This is a genomic window from Polaromonas sp. (genome assembly GCF_030680935.1).
GTDB lineage: Bacteria > Pseudomonadota > Gammaproteobacteria > Burkholderiales > Burkholderiaceae_C > Polaromonas.
In genome coordinates, this window is record NZ_JAUXUP010000009.1 from 96,909 (window position 1) to 111,062 (window position 14,154).

General features: G+C 62.9%; 12 protein-coding genes. 6 read left to right on the plus strand and 6 right to left on the minus strand.

What is annotated here, in order from left to right; translation table 11 throughout:
* Positions 1 to 111 precede the first annotated feature (111 nt).
* Entirely contained in the window at positions 112 to 1,194 is a 1,083-nt protein-coding gene (serC, locus tag Q8L50_RS02710) for a 3-phosphoserine/phosphohydroxythreonine transaminase (protein ID WP_305347107.1), read from the plus strand.
* Complete coding sequence (locus Q8L50_RS02715) at positions 1,187 to 2,392, plus strand: phosphoglycerate dehydrogenase (RefSeq protein WP_305347108.1); 1,206 nt, start codon at positions 1,187 to 1,189, stop codon at positions 2,390 to 2,392. The genes serC and Q8L50_RS02715 overlap by 8 nt, the downstream gene beginning before the upstream one ends.
* Positions 2,393 to 2,395: 3 nt before the next feature.
* Here the strand turns inward: Q8L50_RS02715 and Q8L50_RS02720 are convergent, their stop codons facing one another.
* The gene (locus Q8L50_RS02720) at positions 2,396 to 3,127 is read right to left on the minus strand and encodes a DAPG hydrolase family protein (RefSeq protein ID WP_305347109.1); all 732 of its coding nucleotides are present in this window, start codon (positions 3,125 to 3,127) and stop codon (positions 2,396 to 2,398) included.
* Between the two features lie 131 nt (positions 3,128 to 3,258).
* Between Q8L50_RS02720 and Q8L50_RS02725 the strand changes: the two genes are divergently transcribed.
* Genes Q8L50_RS02725 through Q8L50_RS02735 form a run of 3 tightly spaced genes read left to right on the plus strand, consistent with a single transcriptional unit; the run spans position 3,259 to position 8,033 of the window.
* Positions 3,259 to 3,921, plus strand: a complete 663-nt coding sequence (locus Q8L50_RS02725) for a TetR/AcrR family transcriptional regulator (RefSeq protein ID WP_305347110.1) — start codon at positions 3,259 to 3,261, stop codon at positions 3,919 to 3,921.
* Positions 3,918 to 6,809 carry an aconitate hydratase gene (locus Q8L50_RS02730; RefSeq protein WP_305347111.1) on the plus strand — a complete coding sequence of 964 codons (2,892 nt, stop codon included), beginning with the start codon at positions 3,918 to 3,920 and terminating at the stop codon, positions 6,807 to 6,809. Before Q8L50_RS02725 ends, Q8L50_RS02730 begins: the two co-directional genes overlap by 4 nt.
* Positions 6,810 to 6,851: 42 nt before the next feature.
* Complete coding sequence (locus Q8L50_RS02735) at positions 6,852 to 8,033, plus strand: FAD-dependent monooxygenase (protein WP_305347135.1); 1,182 nt, start codon at positions 6,852 to 6,854, stop codon at positions 8,031 to 8,033.
* Between the two features lie 60 nt (positions 8,034 to 8,093).
* On the opposite strand, the gene kynA is transcribed toward Q8L50_RS02735, so the two are convergent.
* Genes kynA through kynB form a run of 3 tightly spaced genes read right to left on the minus strand, consistent with a single transcriptional unit; the run spans position 8,094 to position 10,841 of the window.
* Positions 8,094 to 8,933, minus strand: coding sequence for a tryptophan 2,3-dioxygenase (gene kynA / locus Q8L50_RS02740; protein ID WP_305347112.1), 840 nt, complete (start codon positions 8,931 to 8,933; stop codon positions 8,094 to 8,096).
* A gap of 1 nt (position 8,934) precedes the next feature.
* Positions 8,935 to 10,212 carry a kynureninase gene (kynU, locus tag Q8L50_RS02745; RefSeq protein ID WP_305347113.1) on the minus strand — a complete coding sequence of 426 codons (1,278 nt, stop codon included), beginning with the start codon at positions 10,210 to 10,212 and terminating at the stop codon, positions 8,935 to 8,937.
* Positions 10,209 to 10,841 carry an arylformamidase gene (gene kynB, locus Q8L50_RS02750; protein ID WP_305347114.1) on the minus strand — a complete coding sequence of 211 codons (633 nt, stop codon included), beginning with the start codon at positions 10,839 to 10,841 and terminating at the stop codon, positions 10,209 to 10,211. Before kynB ends, kynU begins: the two co-directional genes overlap by 4 nt.
* A gap of 163 nt (positions 10,842 to 11,004) precedes the next feature.
* Between kynB and Q8L50_RS02755 the strand changes: the two genes are divergently transcribed.
* A complete protein-coding gene (locus Q8L50_RS02755) occupies positions 11,005 to 11,766 on the plus strand; it encodes an SDR family oxidoreductase (RefSeq protein WP_305347115.1) in 762 nt (253 codons plus the stop codon).
* Positions 11,767 to 11,775: 9 nt separating this feature from the next.
* Here Q8L50_RS02755 and egtD read toward each other — a convergent pair whose 3' ends face one another.
* Entirely contained in the window at positions 11,776 to 12,798 is a 1,023-nt protein-coding gene (gene egtD, locus Q8L50_RS02760; RefSeq protein WP_370869728.1) for an L-histidine N(alpha)-methyltransferase, read from the minus strand.
* 158 nt (positions 12,799 to 12,956) lie between these two features.
* On the minus strand, positions 12,957 to 14,117 hold the full coding sequence (locus tag Q8L50_RS02765) for a hypothetical protein (RefSeq protein ID WP_305347137.1): 1,161 nt from the start codon (positions 14,115 to 14,117) through the stop codon (positions 12,957 to 12,959).
* Between the last annotated feature and the right edge of the window lie 37 nt (positions 14,118 to 14,154).

Here is a 14,154-nt window from a genome sequence, read left to right on the forward strand (position 1 = left end):
GCGTCTGCCAGGGGACAGGGCGCCGCCACGGGACTTTCTTGTATGCTGTGCGGTCTGGCCCGTATCGGGTGCCAGGCCGATTCTCATCATCCCTCCTGGAAAGTCCTCTTCATGACACGCGCCTTGAATTTCAGTGCCGGACCGGCCACCCTTCCTGAACCTGTGCTGCGTCAGGCAGCCGCCGAAATGCTGGACTGGAACGGCTCCGGCATGTCTGTCATGGAGATGAGCCACCGCGGCAAGGAGTTCATTTCCATCCATGCCCAGGCCGAAGCCGACTTGCGTGAATTGCTGGCGGTTCCGGCCAACTACAAGGTGCTGTTCTTGCAAGGCGGTGGGCTGGGGCAAAACGCCTTTATCCCGATGAACCTGTTGCGCGGCCATGCCGGTGCTGACTTCATCAATACCGGCGAGTGGATGAAAAAAACCATCAAGGAAGCGAAGAACTATTGCAAGGTCAATGTGGCCGCCACGGCAGAGGCCAGCGGTTTTACCAGCGTACCGAAGTTCGATAGCTGGAAGCTGGACCCCAATGCCGCTTATGTGCACATCTGCTCCAACGAAACCATTGGCGGGGTGGAGTACCACTGGACGCCCGATACTGGCGCGGTGCCGCTGGTGGCCGACATGTCGTCCAACATCCTGTCGCGCCCCATCGATGTCAGCCGCTACGGCCTGATTTATGCCGGCGCGCAGAAAAACATCGGGCCCTCGGGCCTGACCATCGTGATTGTCCGTGAAGACCTGATTGGCCAGGCCATCCCGCACACACCGTTTGTGTTTGACTTCAAGCAGCAGGCCGACAACGACTCGATGTACAACACGCCGCCCACCTATGCGATCTACATCGCCGGGCTGGTGTTCAAACACATCAAAGCGCTCGGTGGCCTCAAAGCCATGGAGGAACACAACCGCGTCAAGGCGGCGGTGTTGTACGACTACCTCGACGCGACCAGCTTCTACAGTAACCCGGTGGCGCGTGAAGACCGCTCCCTGATGAACGTGCCCTTCAAGCTGAAGGATGAGTCACTTGATGAAGCCTTTCTCAAGGGTGCGCAAGCGCGCGGCATGTTGCAGCTCAAGGGCCATCGTTCGGTGGGCGGCATGCGCGCCTCGATTTACAACGCCATGCCGGTTGAAGGTGTGCAGGCACTGGTGGCCTACATGAAAGAGTTTGAGGCCAGCCATGGTTGAGGCCGGCGGTGCAGCCGGCCCGCGGTTTGACATCCTGGTGCTCAACCAGATATCTGCCAACGGCCTGAAGCGCCTGCCCGCAGGGCGCTACAACACCGGCAAGGACCTCGCCAGTCCCGACGCGGTACTGGTGCGATCAGCCGACATGCATTCCATGACGATTGCGGCCAGCGTGCAGGCGATTGCCCGCGCCGGCGCCGGCACCAACAACATCCCGGTCCAGGCCATGAGTACGCGCGGCGTGCCGGTGTTCAATGCGCCCGGCGCCAACGCCAACGCGGTGAAGGAGCTGGTGCTGACCGGCATGCTGCTGGCGGCGCGCAACATCGCACCCGCGCTGCGCTTTGTGGGCGGCCTGGACCCTGCCATGGCCGACATGGAAAAAGCGGTTGAAGACGGCAAGAAGAACTTTGCCGGCTTTGAGCTGGCGGGCCACACCCTGGGCATTGTCGGACTCGGCAAGGTGGGCTGCCTGGTGGCTGACGCCGCCATCAAGCTGGGCATGAATGTGCTCGGCTACGACCCCGACATCACGGTCGATGCCGCCTGGAGCCTGCCGGCGCAGGTCAAAAAATCGGCCAGCGTCGCCGAAGTGCTGAAAAACGCTGATTTTGTGACGCTGCATGTGCCCCTGGTCGCTGCCACGCGCGACCTGGTCAATGCAGACAACCTCAAGCTGATGCGCCCGGGCGCGGTGCTGCTCAACTTTTCGCGCGAGGGGGTGGTCAGCGAGGCTGCGGTGCTGGCTGCGCTCGACGCCAAAAAGCTCGGCTTCTACATCTGTGACTTCCCTTCCGCAGCGATCAACCGCCACCCCGGTGTAGTGGCCTTGCCGCACCTCGGTGCGTCCACCCGCGAGGCCGAGGAAAACTGCGCGATCATGGTGGCCGAGCAACTGCGTGACTACCTGGAACACGGCAACGTGGTCAATGCCGTCAACTTCCCGGCCGTCAGCATGGCGCGTGAATCGGCCTACCGCGTGGCGATCGCCAATGCCAATGTGCCCAACATGCTGGGACAAATTTCCACGGCCATGGCGCAGGCTGGCCTGAACATCCACAACATGGTCAACAAATCGCGCGGTGACATGGCCTACACGCTGGTGGATGTGGAAAGCCCGGTAGGCGATGCGGTGCTGGACCACCTGCGGGGAATTGAGGGCGTGCTGGCGGTGCGCTATCTGCCTGAGCAGGCGTAGGCCTTACCCCTCCTGGTCAGTCTGCTCCCGGTACAGCTGCGGCAGGAAGTTTTCAAACATCCCGACCTCTTCGATATTGTGCCGAATCCATGCCTGTGCCTTCCCGTCCGGAAAGGCGAAGCGCTGCCACAGCGGCTGCAGCCACCGAGCCGCGCCGCGCCGGGCGCCAACGATCAGGCAGTTTTCGTAGAGCGTGCCACCGGGCACGGCCTTGAAGGTGTATTCCATGCGGGCCAGACCCGATATGCCGTGCAGGATCGGGTTGTGGATGTACCCCTCCTCATCGAGCTTTTCGATGGACGTTTCGACGTTCACGACAAACCGCGGGTCGCCGCCCAATATCTCCTTCAGGCGGATGACTGCGCCGGGGCCGATGCTGCCGTCCGCCAGGCGGCGGGAGTAGCTGGCGTGCACATGGTCATAGGGGTGCCAGACCCGGTATCGGTTGACCGGGCGGCCCTGCACGATCACGTCCCCCTCCAGGTTCGCGAACCACCAGGCCAGCATGCGGGGCGTGACGCCCTTGACGACTTCGTGGCGGATCCACAGGCGCATGCGCCCGTCGCTGAGCCGGTCCTGGCCGAATTGCGCGGACCCCATGGGCTTGAGGCCCCAGGGAAGCGGTACCGGCTCGGGCACGCCCGGGTGGCTGGCGGGGTAAGGTCTCACAGGGCTCGGTGCGCCAGCAGTGGCAAAGGGCAGGGGCAGCGCTTGGTAAGCGGAAGACATAGACATGGTGATCTCCAATTAGTAAAGCAGTCACTATACATTTAAATGATGCCTGTGTAAAGCGACTGCTATACTTTTGTATGAACCCGATGTCACCTGCCCGAGGACGGCCCCGCTCAGAGGCCAAAAACGCCGAAATGCTCTGGGCTGCCGCCCAATTGCTCGCCGTGCGCGGCGTCGCCCAGACCAGCACCCGAGACATCGCGGCCCTGGCGCAGACCACAGAGCGGACCTTGTTCAAGCATTTCGGCTCCAAGGACGGCTTGGTGCGGGCAGTGCTGGAAGAGGCCGTCCTCGTGCACCTTGCGCCGCTGTCTTTGCAGGCGCTGACGCGGGCAATTGACGGCTGCCAGGGCGACGTGCAGGCCTGGCACCAGGAGTTGCTGACGTCTCGCCTGCTGGCCTGGCAGGGTGCGCCGGAACTGACCCGGCTGCTGCTGGTGGAATTGCTTCGCGACGCCTCGCTGCGAGAGCGGTTCACCGCTCAGTGGCTACCGGCTGCCTGGGCGCCGCTGACAGCCTTGTTTGCGCAATTGCAGGGCAACGGCAAGCTGCGCGCGGACTTGCCGCCCGACCGGCTGGCCCGATTGTTTCTCTCGCTCAATCTTGGCTTCCTGGTCACCCGTACCATGTTCGCCGCAGGCCTGGCGTGGGACGACGCTGCGGAAGTGAGCGCCATTGCCGCCTTGTTCGGCGCTGGCAGCCAGGCCTTGCTACACGAGGCTCCCCGGGCGCGGCAGGGCCTTGCGCGTAGCGGCACAATGGACCGCATCCCCCAGAAAAGAAAGGCTCCCCCATGACCCACTCTTTCGCCAATACCCTGCGTACTTTCAAGACCAGCTCCAGGACCACTGGCAAGTTCTACTCCCTTCCGGCGTTGGCCAAGCAGTTCCCCAAAATCTCCCGCCTGCCGGTGTCCATGCGCATCGTGCTCGAGTCGGTGCTGCGCAACTGTGACGGCAAAAAAGTCACCGCCGAACACGTGCGGCAACTGGCCAACTGGTTTCCGAATGCCGACCGCACGGAAGAGATTCCTTTTGTGGTCTCGCGCGTGGTGCTGCAGGATTTCACCGGCGTGCCCCTGCTGGCCGATCTGGCGGCGATGCGCAGCGTGGCGGTGAAACTGGGCAAAAACCCCAAACGCATTGAGCCGCTGGTGCCGGTAGACCTGGTGGTGGATCACTCCATCATGGTGGACCACTATGGCAAAAAGAATTCACTCGACCTGAACATGAAGCTGGAGTTTCAGCGCAACAACGAGCGTTATCAGTTCATGAAGTGGGGCATGCAGGCCTTTGACACCTTTGGTGTGGTGCCGCCAGGTTTTGGCATCGTGCACCAGGTCAATCTGGAGTATTTGGCCCGTGGCGTGCATAAACGTGCCGACGGTGTGTATTACCCCGACACGCTGGTCGGCACCGACAGCCACACGACGATGATCAACGGCATTGGTGTGGTCGGCTGGGGTGTGGGCGGCATCGAGGCTGAGGCGGCCATGCTGGGCCAGCCGGTTTACATGCTGACGCCCGACGTGGTCGGCTTTGAGCTCACCGGACGCTTGCGAGAAGGCGTGACCGCCACCGACCTGGTGCTGCGCGTGACGGAAGCTTTGCGCAAGGAAAAGGTGGTCGGCAAGTTTGTCGAATTTTTTGGCGAAGGTACGCGAACGCTGGCGCTGCCCGATCGCGCCACCATTGCCAACATGGCGCCTGAATACGGCGCGACCATGGGTTTCTTCCCGGTCGATGAAAAGACGATTGACTACTTCACCGGCACTGGGCGCACCAAGGGCGAGATCGAAGCCTTTGAAGCCTACTTCCGTGCGCAGGGCCTGTTTGGTGTGCCGCTGCCCGGTCAGATTGATTTTTCGCAGATCGTCAAGCTTGACCTGGGTGATGTGACGCCCAGCCTGGCCGGCCCCAAGCGGCCGCAGGACCGTATTGAGCTCGGCAATGTAGCCAGCCAGTTTGCATCGCTGTTCAGCAAGCCGAATGCCGAGAATGGTTTCAATCAGCCGGCGGCCCTTTTGCGCACGCGCCACTTGCTGCAGCCCAGCGATCCCGAACCGGCTGACACCTCGCCCGGTGCGCCTCCCGTTCCGGCCGGCGCACCGCGCATGGAAATGGAAATGGAGGGCAATCGTCCGACACTGGCAACCGCCCATGCCGATGTCCTGGCGCCCACAGCGGTGCCCAAGGGGGGTGGCATCAGCATTGGCAACGGCGACGTGCTGATCGCGGCCATCACCAGTTGCACCAACACTTCCAACCCCAGCGTGTTGCTGGCGGCCGGCCTGCTGGCCAAGAAAGCGGTGGAAGCCGGCCTGAAAGTCCAGCCACACATCAAGACCTCGCTGGCGCCGGGCTCGCGCATCGTCACCGAGTACCTGACGCAAACCGGCCTGCTGCCTTACCTTGAAAAGCTCGGCTTCGCGCTGGCTGGCTACGGCTGCACCACCTGCATCGGCAACGCGGGCGACCTGACGCCGGAGATCAACGAAGCCATCACTGGCAGCGACCTGGTCTGCGCCGCCGTGTTGTCGGGCAACCGCAATTTTGAAGCGCGTATTCACCCCAACCTGAAGGCCAACTTTCTGGCCAGCCCGCCGCTGGTGGTGGCGTACGCGATTGCCGGCACTGTGCTGCGTGACCTGATGACAGAGCCGGTGGGCAAGGGCAAGGGCGGCAAGGACGTCTACCTCGGCGACATCTGGCCGACCAGCGACGAGATCTACAAACTCATGAAGTTTGCGATGAACGGCAAGGCCTTCCGTGAGAACTACGCCAAGGTCAAGAGCGAGCCTGGCAAGCTCTGGGAAAAGATCAAAGGGGTGGAAGGCACGGCCTATACCTGGCCCAAGAGTACCTACATTGCAGAGCCGCCGTTTTTCAAGGATTTTGCTATGGAAAACATAGCTGTCAACGCAAAACCGGCGGGGGCTACAGGCACAAAAGATGCTGTATCGGTGAAGGGGGCGCGCATCATGGCCTTGTTTGGCGACTCCATCACCACCGACCACATCTCACCGGCCGGCTCCATCACGCGAAGCTCACCGGCGGGTCAGTGGCTGCTGGCGCACGGTGTGCAGAAAGCCGACTTCAACAGCTACGGCGCGCGCCGGGGCAACCACGAGGTGATGATGCGCGGCACCTTTGCAAACGTGCGCATCAAGAACCTGATGATTCCGGCCGGCCCGGATGGTTCGCGCGAAGAGGGTGGCGTCACGCTGTTCCAGCCCGGCGGCGAGAAGATGTTCATTTACGACGCGGCCATGAAATACATGGACCAGGGCATGCCCACGGTGGTTTTTGCCGGCGAGGAATACGGCACCGGCTCATCGCGCGACTGGGCCGCCAAGGGTACACAGCTGCTCGGCATCAAGGCGGTGGTGGCGCGCAGCTTTGAGCGTATCCACCGCAGCAACCTGGTCGGCATGGGGGTGTTGCCGCTGCAATTCATGGCGGGCGACTCCTGGCAGACCCTGGGCCTGACCGGTGAGGAAGTGATTGACGTGTTGCCTGACCCTGAGCTCAAGCCCCAAAGTGAAGCCACGCTGACTGTTATCCGCGCCGACGGCTCGCAGCAGAAACTGCAGGTCATTTTGCGCATTGACACACCGATCGAGGTGGACTATTACCGCCACGGCGGCATCCTGCCTTTTGTGCTGCGGCAGCTGCTTGCTGCATGAATCTGCTCATCAAGAAGACGGCGGCGGTTTGACTTCGCGGGGATTGACGTGCAAGCCCTGATCGCGGGTGGCGGCATCGGCGGGCTGGCGGCGGCGCTGGCCTGCGCCAGGGCTGGCTGGGACGTGCGCCTTTATGAGCGTGCGCCTGAGTTCACGGAGGTCGGTGCCGGCGTGCAGCTCGGGCCCAACGTCGTCAAGGTGCTGCACGGCTGGGACCTGGCCGATGCGCTGGCTGGGGTGGCCGCTTTCCCGGACCGCCTGGAGGTGCGCAGTGCCACCACCGGCCAGACGCTGGGCAATCTGCGCCTGGGCAATCTGATGCAGCAGCGCTACGGCGCACCTTATGCCACGGTGCACCGGGCCGACCTGCATGGCCTGCTGCTGTCCGCCGTAGAACAGGTGGGTGTGCAGCTCAAGCTCAAGCACTCGCTCAGCCAGTTCTCGCAGAATCCACAGGCAGTCACGGTGCAAAGTCAGGACGACCCGCCGGTCGAAGGCGATGTGCTCGTGGGTGCCGATGGTTTATGGAGCCCGGTGCGCCAGTGGCTGCTGGGGGACGGACCGCCGCGAACCACTGGCCACCTGGCTTACCGCGCCATGCTGCGCCAGGCTGATTTACCCCAAGCACTGCGCTCCAGCCAGATCACCGCATGGCTGGGCCCCAGGCTGCATCTGGTGCAGTACCCGGTACGCGGCGGCGACTGGCTCAACGTGGTGGGTATTGTGGAGGGGCAGGCACAGGACGATTCGGATAACTGGGATCAAGGCACGGACGGGGCGGGCCTGCATGCCGCATTGGCTGGCAGCTGCACACCGCTGCAGGATCTGGTGCGGGCCGTCCCCGCCTGGCGGCTCTGGGCGCTGTGTGACCGCCCGCCCATGCAGGGTGCGTACCAGCACGCTCTGGGCCGAGTGGCGCTGCTGGGCGACGCTGCCCATCCCATGCGCCCCTACCTGGCCCAGGGTGCCGGTATGGCGATTGAAGACGCGGCCGAACTGGGGCGCGTACTGGCGCAGGCACTGGACCCGGCCCTCGACGTGCCGATCATGCTCAACCGCTACGCATTGAACCGCTGGCAACGCAACGCGCGGGTGCAGGCACGTGCCATCCGCAATGGACAGATTTTTCACGCCAGTGGCGTGGGTCGTTGGGGGCGGGATGTGTCGATGAAGCTGCTGGGCGAGCGTTTGCTCGATCTGCCATGGTTGTATGGCGGCCCTTGAGGGGCTATTGATTTGATAGCTGTTTGCGCTTGTTGGGAAAGGGCTGGCGACCAATATGGCTCACAAATTCGTGCGTAATTTCCATATTTCCGGAAACAGCACCACGTCCAGCATCTTGCGCAGGTAACTCACGCCGCCGGTGCCGCCGGTGCCTCGTTTGAAGCCGATCACGCGCTCGACCGTGGTCACATGCCGGAAGCGCCAGAGGCGGAAGGCGTCTTCGAGGTCGGTCAGTTCTTCGCCGAGCTGGTACAGGTCAAAGTACTGCTTCGGGTCGCGGTAGACGACCAGCCAGGCTTGCTCGACCGCATCACTTTCCACATAGCCTTGCGTCCAGTCGCGCTGTGTGTGACTGGCGGGGACGGCCAGGCCACGGCGGGCCAGCAGGCGCAGGGCTTCGTCATAAAGCGAAGGCGCCTCAAAAGCCGCCTGCACCTGAGCCAGCAGGTCTGGCCGGTGGGCGTGGGGCTTGAGCATGGCGGCGTTTTTGTTGCCCAGCGCAAACTCGATACAGCGGTACTGCGCGCTCTGGAAGCCGCTGGAGTTGGCCAGGTAGGGGCGGATGGCGCTGTACTCGGGCGGCGTCATGGTGGCCAGCACGTCCCAGGCGTGGACCAGTTGCTCCATGATGCGGCTCACACGCGCCAGCTTCTTGAAGGCGTCGCCGAGTTCGTCGCTCGCCACATTGACAATCGCCGCACGTAACTCATGCAGCATCAGTTTCATCCACAACTCGCTGGTCTGGTGTTGCACGATGAACAGCAGCTCGTCATGTGCGGGCGACAGCGGTTTTTGCGCGCCGAGGATCGCGTCGAGCTGAAGGTAGTCGCCGTAACTCATGTCGCGGCTGAAATCGAGCTGGGCTTTTTCGTCGACGACGATTTTTTCCGGGATGCTCATGTCATGTCACCGCGTGTTTCTGGTTGAATTCGGCGTTTTGCCACTCGGCGGTTTCCAGCACCTGCTTCAAAAGCTCGACCGCATGCCAAACGTCCTCAAACCCGATGTACAGCGGGGTGAAGCCGAAGCGCAGGATGTCCGGATGCCGGCCGTCACCGGACCCGGCCCGGAAGTCGCCGATCACGCCACGCGCAATCAGTGCCTGTACGATGGCGTAGGCGCCTTCACTGCGCGCGAGACAGACCTGTGAGCCGCGTTGGGAATGCTCGCGTGGTGTGACCAGGTCAAGCCCATGGCCGGCGCAACGTTCTTCCACAAGCTTGATGAACAGGTCGGTCAGCGCCAGCGACTTGGCACGCAGCCCCGTCATGCCCTCCAGGTCCTGGGCCGCGCCGAACACGTCCAGCCCGCACTCGAGCGCGGCCAGGCTCAGGATGGGCTGCGTGCCACACAAATAACGCGTGATGCCCGCAGCGGGCCGGTAGTCGGGCGTGAACTCGAACGGTGCCACGTGGCCCCACCAGCCCGACAGCGGCTGCTGGAAGCGGTCGGCGTGTTGGGGGTGAACCCAGACAAAGGCCGGCGCGCCGGGGCCACCGTTGAGGTATTTGTAGCCGCAGCCAACGGCAAAGTCCGCCTTCGCGCCCTGAAGATCGACCGGCACGGCGCCGGCGCTGTGCGCCAGGTCCCACACGGCCAGGCATCCGGCCGCATGCGCCGCGGCCGTCACTGCCGTCATGTCGTGCATCGCGCCAGTCCGGTAGTTGACGTGGGTCAGCATCAGCACCGCTGCGTCGTCCAGCGCGGACAGGATGCCTTCCGGTTCGACCAGCAGCAGCGTGTAGCCATGCTCGCTGCACAGGCCTTCGGCGATGTAGAGGTCGGTCGGGAAGTTGCTGCGTTCGCTCACCACTGTTTTCTTGTCTGGTGCGTCTTTTGCGGCGATGTTGAGCGCTCCACTGAGCACCTTGTAAAGGTTGACCGAGGTGCTGTCGGTGGCCACCACCTCGCCTGGACCTGCGCCAATGAGCAGGGCGATCTTGTCCCCCAGGCGTTGCGGCAGGTCAAACCAGCCGGCGCTGTTCCAGGCGCGGATCAGGTCTTGACCCCACTCTTTGGTGACGACTTCGGCCACGCGCGAGGCTGCCGTTCTGGGCAGCACGCCCAGCGAGTTGCCGTCGAGATAAATCACGCCCTCGGGCAGGACAAATTGGGCGCGCAATGGGCGCAGCGGATCGCGGGCATCGAGCGCGCGGCAGTCGTTCAGGGTGGTGCTCATAGTTCTCTCAGGATGGCTCTGACCGGTGAGGCATCGGCCTTGACCAGTTTTAGCGGCAAGGCAATCAGCTCGTAGTCGCCTTCGGCCACATCGTCGAGCACCAGGTTTTCCAGTACGCGCAAATCATGTTCGAGCAGCAGGTGGTGGCTGGGCAGGTGCTGGCTGGTGGACGGGTCCACACTGGGTGTGTCGATGCCGATCAACGCTATGTTTTTAGTAGCTAGCAGCGCAAGCGTGGCAGGGGCTATGGCCGTAAATGATGCCCAATCCTGACTGGCGGCGGCGGACGTGCGCAGCAATACGCGCGGCGGCAGATCCTGCAGCGCATGGGCGATGTGACGCGGCTCCACCAGCGGCCCGCAGTCCACACAGTGGATCACGCGGCAGGGGCCGAGGTAGGGCCACAGGTCCACCGAGCCAATCGCCGCTTCGCCATGGGCGTAATGCATGGGCGCATCGGCATGGGCGCCGGTGTGCGGGGAGAAGGTGAGGGTGTTGACGTTGACCGGGCAGTCGGGCGACAGCGCAAAGTGCAGCTTTTGCGAATAGGCGGCGTCGCCGGGGAACACCGCGGCGTGTTCGTCCACGGGGGGCGAAATATCCCATATCCGGCGCTGGAAACTTGTCATGTTTTTGAAGGTAGCACCATCAAAAAGACCGTGGTGTCGGTTATTTCCAACAGGCGGCAAATAGATGCCCGGGCACCCCGTGTCGGTGCGGGCTGTACAGTCTCAGCTTGGCGCTGTGAGGCAGGCGTTTTTACCATCAACAACATCCATTTCGGGGCACAGCATGAATTCAGGCGACAACAAGGGCAAAGTGGCATTGGTGACCGGTGCAGGAACCGGCATTGGCAAGGCGGTAGCACTGGCCTTGCTGCGCGAGGGCTATCGCGTGGCTCTGGTGGGGCGCCGCGCAGAGCCCCTGAACCAGTTGGTGGCCGAGTCAGGCAGCGACGCGGCGCTGGCTGTGCCCTGCGACGTCAGCCAGCCCGAAGCGGTGCGCGCGGCGTTTGACAAGGTGGCGCAGGTGTTTGGCCGACTGGACCTGCTGTTCAACAACGCCGGTGTAGGGGCACCACCGGTTCCCATGGAAGAGCTGACGTTTGAGCAATGGCAAAACGTCGTCAACATCAACCTGACCGGCTCATTTTTGTGCGCGCAGCAGGCGATCCGGCTGATGAAGGCCCAGTCGCCGCAGGGCGGGCGCATCATCAACAATGGCTCGATCTCGGCCCACGCGCCGCGTCCCAATTCAGCGCCCTACACCGCGACCAAACATGCCATCACCGGCCTGACCAAATCGATTTCGCTGGACTGCCGCCACTTCAACATTGCCTGTGGGCAAATTGATATTGGCAATGCACACACCGAGATGGCCGCGCGCATGGCCAAAGGTGTGCCGCAAGCCAATGGCGAGGTGGCGATAGAGCCTCTGATGGACGTGAACCATGTCGCCGAGGCAGTGGTCCACATGGCAGCCCTGCCGCTGGCCACCAACGTGCAGTTCATGACCATCATGGCCACAAAAATGCCGTTTGTCGGGCGCGGCTAAAAGCCTGAATCAATCCACCGAAGCCCAGAAAACGGCAAACCAGCCTTTGGGATCGGTCCAGCAGCGGGTCTGTGTAAACCCGGCCTGCTGCAACAACGCGCTCATGCCGGCTACCGTGTATTTGTACGAACTTTCAGTGTGGATACGCTCGCCCTTCTGGAAACGGCGCTCACCCTGGGGCCAGCGCACGGTCAGGTCGGCTTGGGCTTGCAGATGCATCTCGATGCGCGACTCGACTTCGTTAAACAGCGCCACATGGCGCCATTGCCGGACATCAAAGTCGGTGCCCAGCAGCCGGTTGACGTGACGCAGCAGGTTCAGGTTGAAGGCTGCGGTCACACCCAGCGCATCGTCGTAGGCGGCTTCCAGCGTGGAGGTGTCTTTCACCAGGTCTATCCCCAGCAGCAGGCCGCGTGCCTTGCCCTGCGCCGGATCGGACATGTGCTGTAAAAAGGTCAGGGCCTGCGCGGGCGAGAAGTTACCCAGGCTGGAGCCGGGGTAAAAAAACACCCGGTCATGCGCCTGCACTTCGGGCGGCAACACCAGGCCGCTTGAAAAATCCATGCCCACACCGACGATGTCCAGTGCGGGAAACAGGCCCTGCACCTGCCCGGCCGCGTCGCGCAGAAAATCCACCGATATGTCCACGGGCACATATTGCCGCGGCTGCAGATGCGGTATCAGGCGCGCTGCTTTGGCGCAATTGCCGGCGCCCAGATCAATCAGGCAGGCCCGGGTGATGCCAGCGCCCGTCATGGCGCCGGCCATCTCGCTGTGTGCCTCGTCAAAAATGCCGGCCTCAGTGCGTGTGGGGTAGTACTCGTCCAGGCGGGTGATGGCCTCAAACAACTGCGAGCCCAGTGTGTTGTAAAAATATTTGGGCGACACGCTGGCAGCAGCTGCGGCCAGCCCGGCGGCCAGCTCTTGCGTGGCGCTGGGCGCCTGGCCTGGCAAAAATTCACCATGGCAGTTGATGAATTGCGGCGAAGCCGCAGAGAGGCCAAGGCCCAGGGGGTGGAGGGGAGCGTTCAAGGGTTAAATCCGGCGATGGGTTGGGCAAACAATTGGAAGAGGGGTCGCTGAAAAATTTTGCAGGTCGGAGTCGCTTTGCGCTTTGCACTGCCATTGTCTTTTGAATTCCGGTTGCCGGTATGAGTCGGGGCCGGTTCGCTGTTCTTGCAGTCTGCGTCTCAATCCACCGGCAGTACCAGATCAGATGTGTCGGCGCAAACCCAGCGCGCAAACTCCCGCGTGGTGTCCATACAACCACCATTCTCAAAGCTGCCCCGCGGCGCGCGGTAGCGCTGCATCAGCGTGAGGATGCGCTCGACTTCCGTGGGGTCCGTCAGCACGGAAGCTACAAGGGCCTCGACTTTTGCCTCGTCAATACGCTCCTGACCCTCGGCGTCAAGGTACAGCGCGTGGCGCCACTGGTAGATCTCCAGGCACTTGGCCGCCAGGGTGTAGGGCTGGTCGCGTTTCCAGAAGTTGCTGAACAGGCCCCCACCCAGGTAGATGACCCAGGAGCCCTCGTAGCCCGAGGCTTCTGCCGAGGCGGCGTCGGGGTTGCGAAACCAGACCCTGTCGCCCGGCACAAAGTAGTGCTGCGGCAGGGGGCGCTCCATTGAGCCCTGTTCGCGCAAAAAAACGTCGTGAAATTGCCCCGACTTGATAGGCCGCGCTGTCCACAGCTGCTGCAATTGCGCCAGCAGGGGCGGGTTGCAGCGTGCCAGCTCCTGGGCAATACCCAGCAGCATCACATATTCGGTGGCGCGGTAACACGAGAACGAATACAGCGTGCCCGATACATCCGGCTGTGTCGCTTTGGTCAACGCCTCAATCAGCGAGGCACCGGGCAAAATCACAAAGCCGCAGTCTTCCTTGTAGGCCCAGCAGTCCTCGGGGCGCTCGGCCTGGCTGGTTTGAAAGTCCAGCGTGGTGCGACGTGCCGCCTGCACGGTGGCATGGCGAATCCGGACGGCGGACACCAGCTCGTCCATGCCGGGAAACTCATGCGCCACCGGCCCCAGCAGCAAGGCCAGCACAATTTCGCGGGTCAGGTCGGCGCTGCGCTTTTCGGTATCGAGTTGCAGCCGGTCGCGCAGTTGCAGGGTGTCGCGGCCGGGCGCCCAGGCGTGGGCCTGATCGCTGGCCAGCGTGAAGGCAACATACCGGCCCGCCGCGTCCCTGCCTTCAAAGGTAGTGATGCAGTGTGCAAGGTCCTGCGCATCGAGCCGCGCCAGCAACGACTCTCGCGCGGCTGCGCGCCCGCCTTCGTATGCGTCGCGGATCACAATGCCGCAGAGGCCAGTCGCCGCCGCAGATGAGTCCGTCTGGATCATGTTTGCCATCGTCACCGGCTTTTGTCTCCTCGGTCTGCCGCAATAT

Excerpts from the sequence above, each read along its gene's own strand:
- serC (WP_305347107.1), top strand. The coding sequence starts at position 112 with ATGACACGCGCCTTGAATTTCAGTGCCGGACCGGCCACCCTTCCTGAA.
- Q8L50_RS02730 (WP_305347111.1), top strand. The coding sequence starts at position 3,918 with ATGACCCACTCTTTCGCCAATACCCTGCGTACTTTCAAGACCAGCTCC.
- Q8L50_RS02765 (WP_305347137.1), bottom strand. The coding sequence starts at position 14,117 with ATGGCAAACATGATCCAGACGGACTCATCTGCGGCGGCGACTGGCCTC.
- kynU (WP_305347113.1), bottom strand. The coding sequence starts at position 10,212 with ATGAGCACCACCCTGAACGACTGCCGCGCGCTCGATGCCCGCGATCCG.
- Q8L50_RS02725 (WP_305347110.1), top strand. The coding sequence starts at position 3,259 with ATGCTCTGGGCTGCCGCCCAATTGCTCGCCGTGCGCGGCGTCGCCCAG.
- kynB (WP_305347114.1), bottom strand. The coding sequence starts at position 10,841 with ATGACAAGTTTCCAGCGCCGGATATGGGATATTTCGCCCCCCGTGGAC.
- kynA (WP_305347112.1), bottom strand. The coding sequence starts at position 8,933 with ATGAGCATCCCGGAAAAAATCGTCGTCGACGAAAAAGCCCAGCTCGAT.
- Q8L50_RS02715 (WP_305347108.1), top strand. The coding sequence starts at position 1,187 with ATGGTTGAGGCCGGCGGTGCAGCCGGCCCGCGGTTTGACATCCTGGTG.
- Q8L50_RS02755 (WP_305347115.1), top strand. The coding sequence starts at position 11,005 with ATGAATTCAGGCGACAACAAGGGCAAAGTGGCATTGGTGACCGGTGCA.
- Q8L50_RS02720 (WP_305347109.1), bottom strand. The coding sequence starts at position 3,127 with ATGTCTATGTCTTCCGCTTACCAAGCGCTGCCCCTGCCCTTTGCCACT.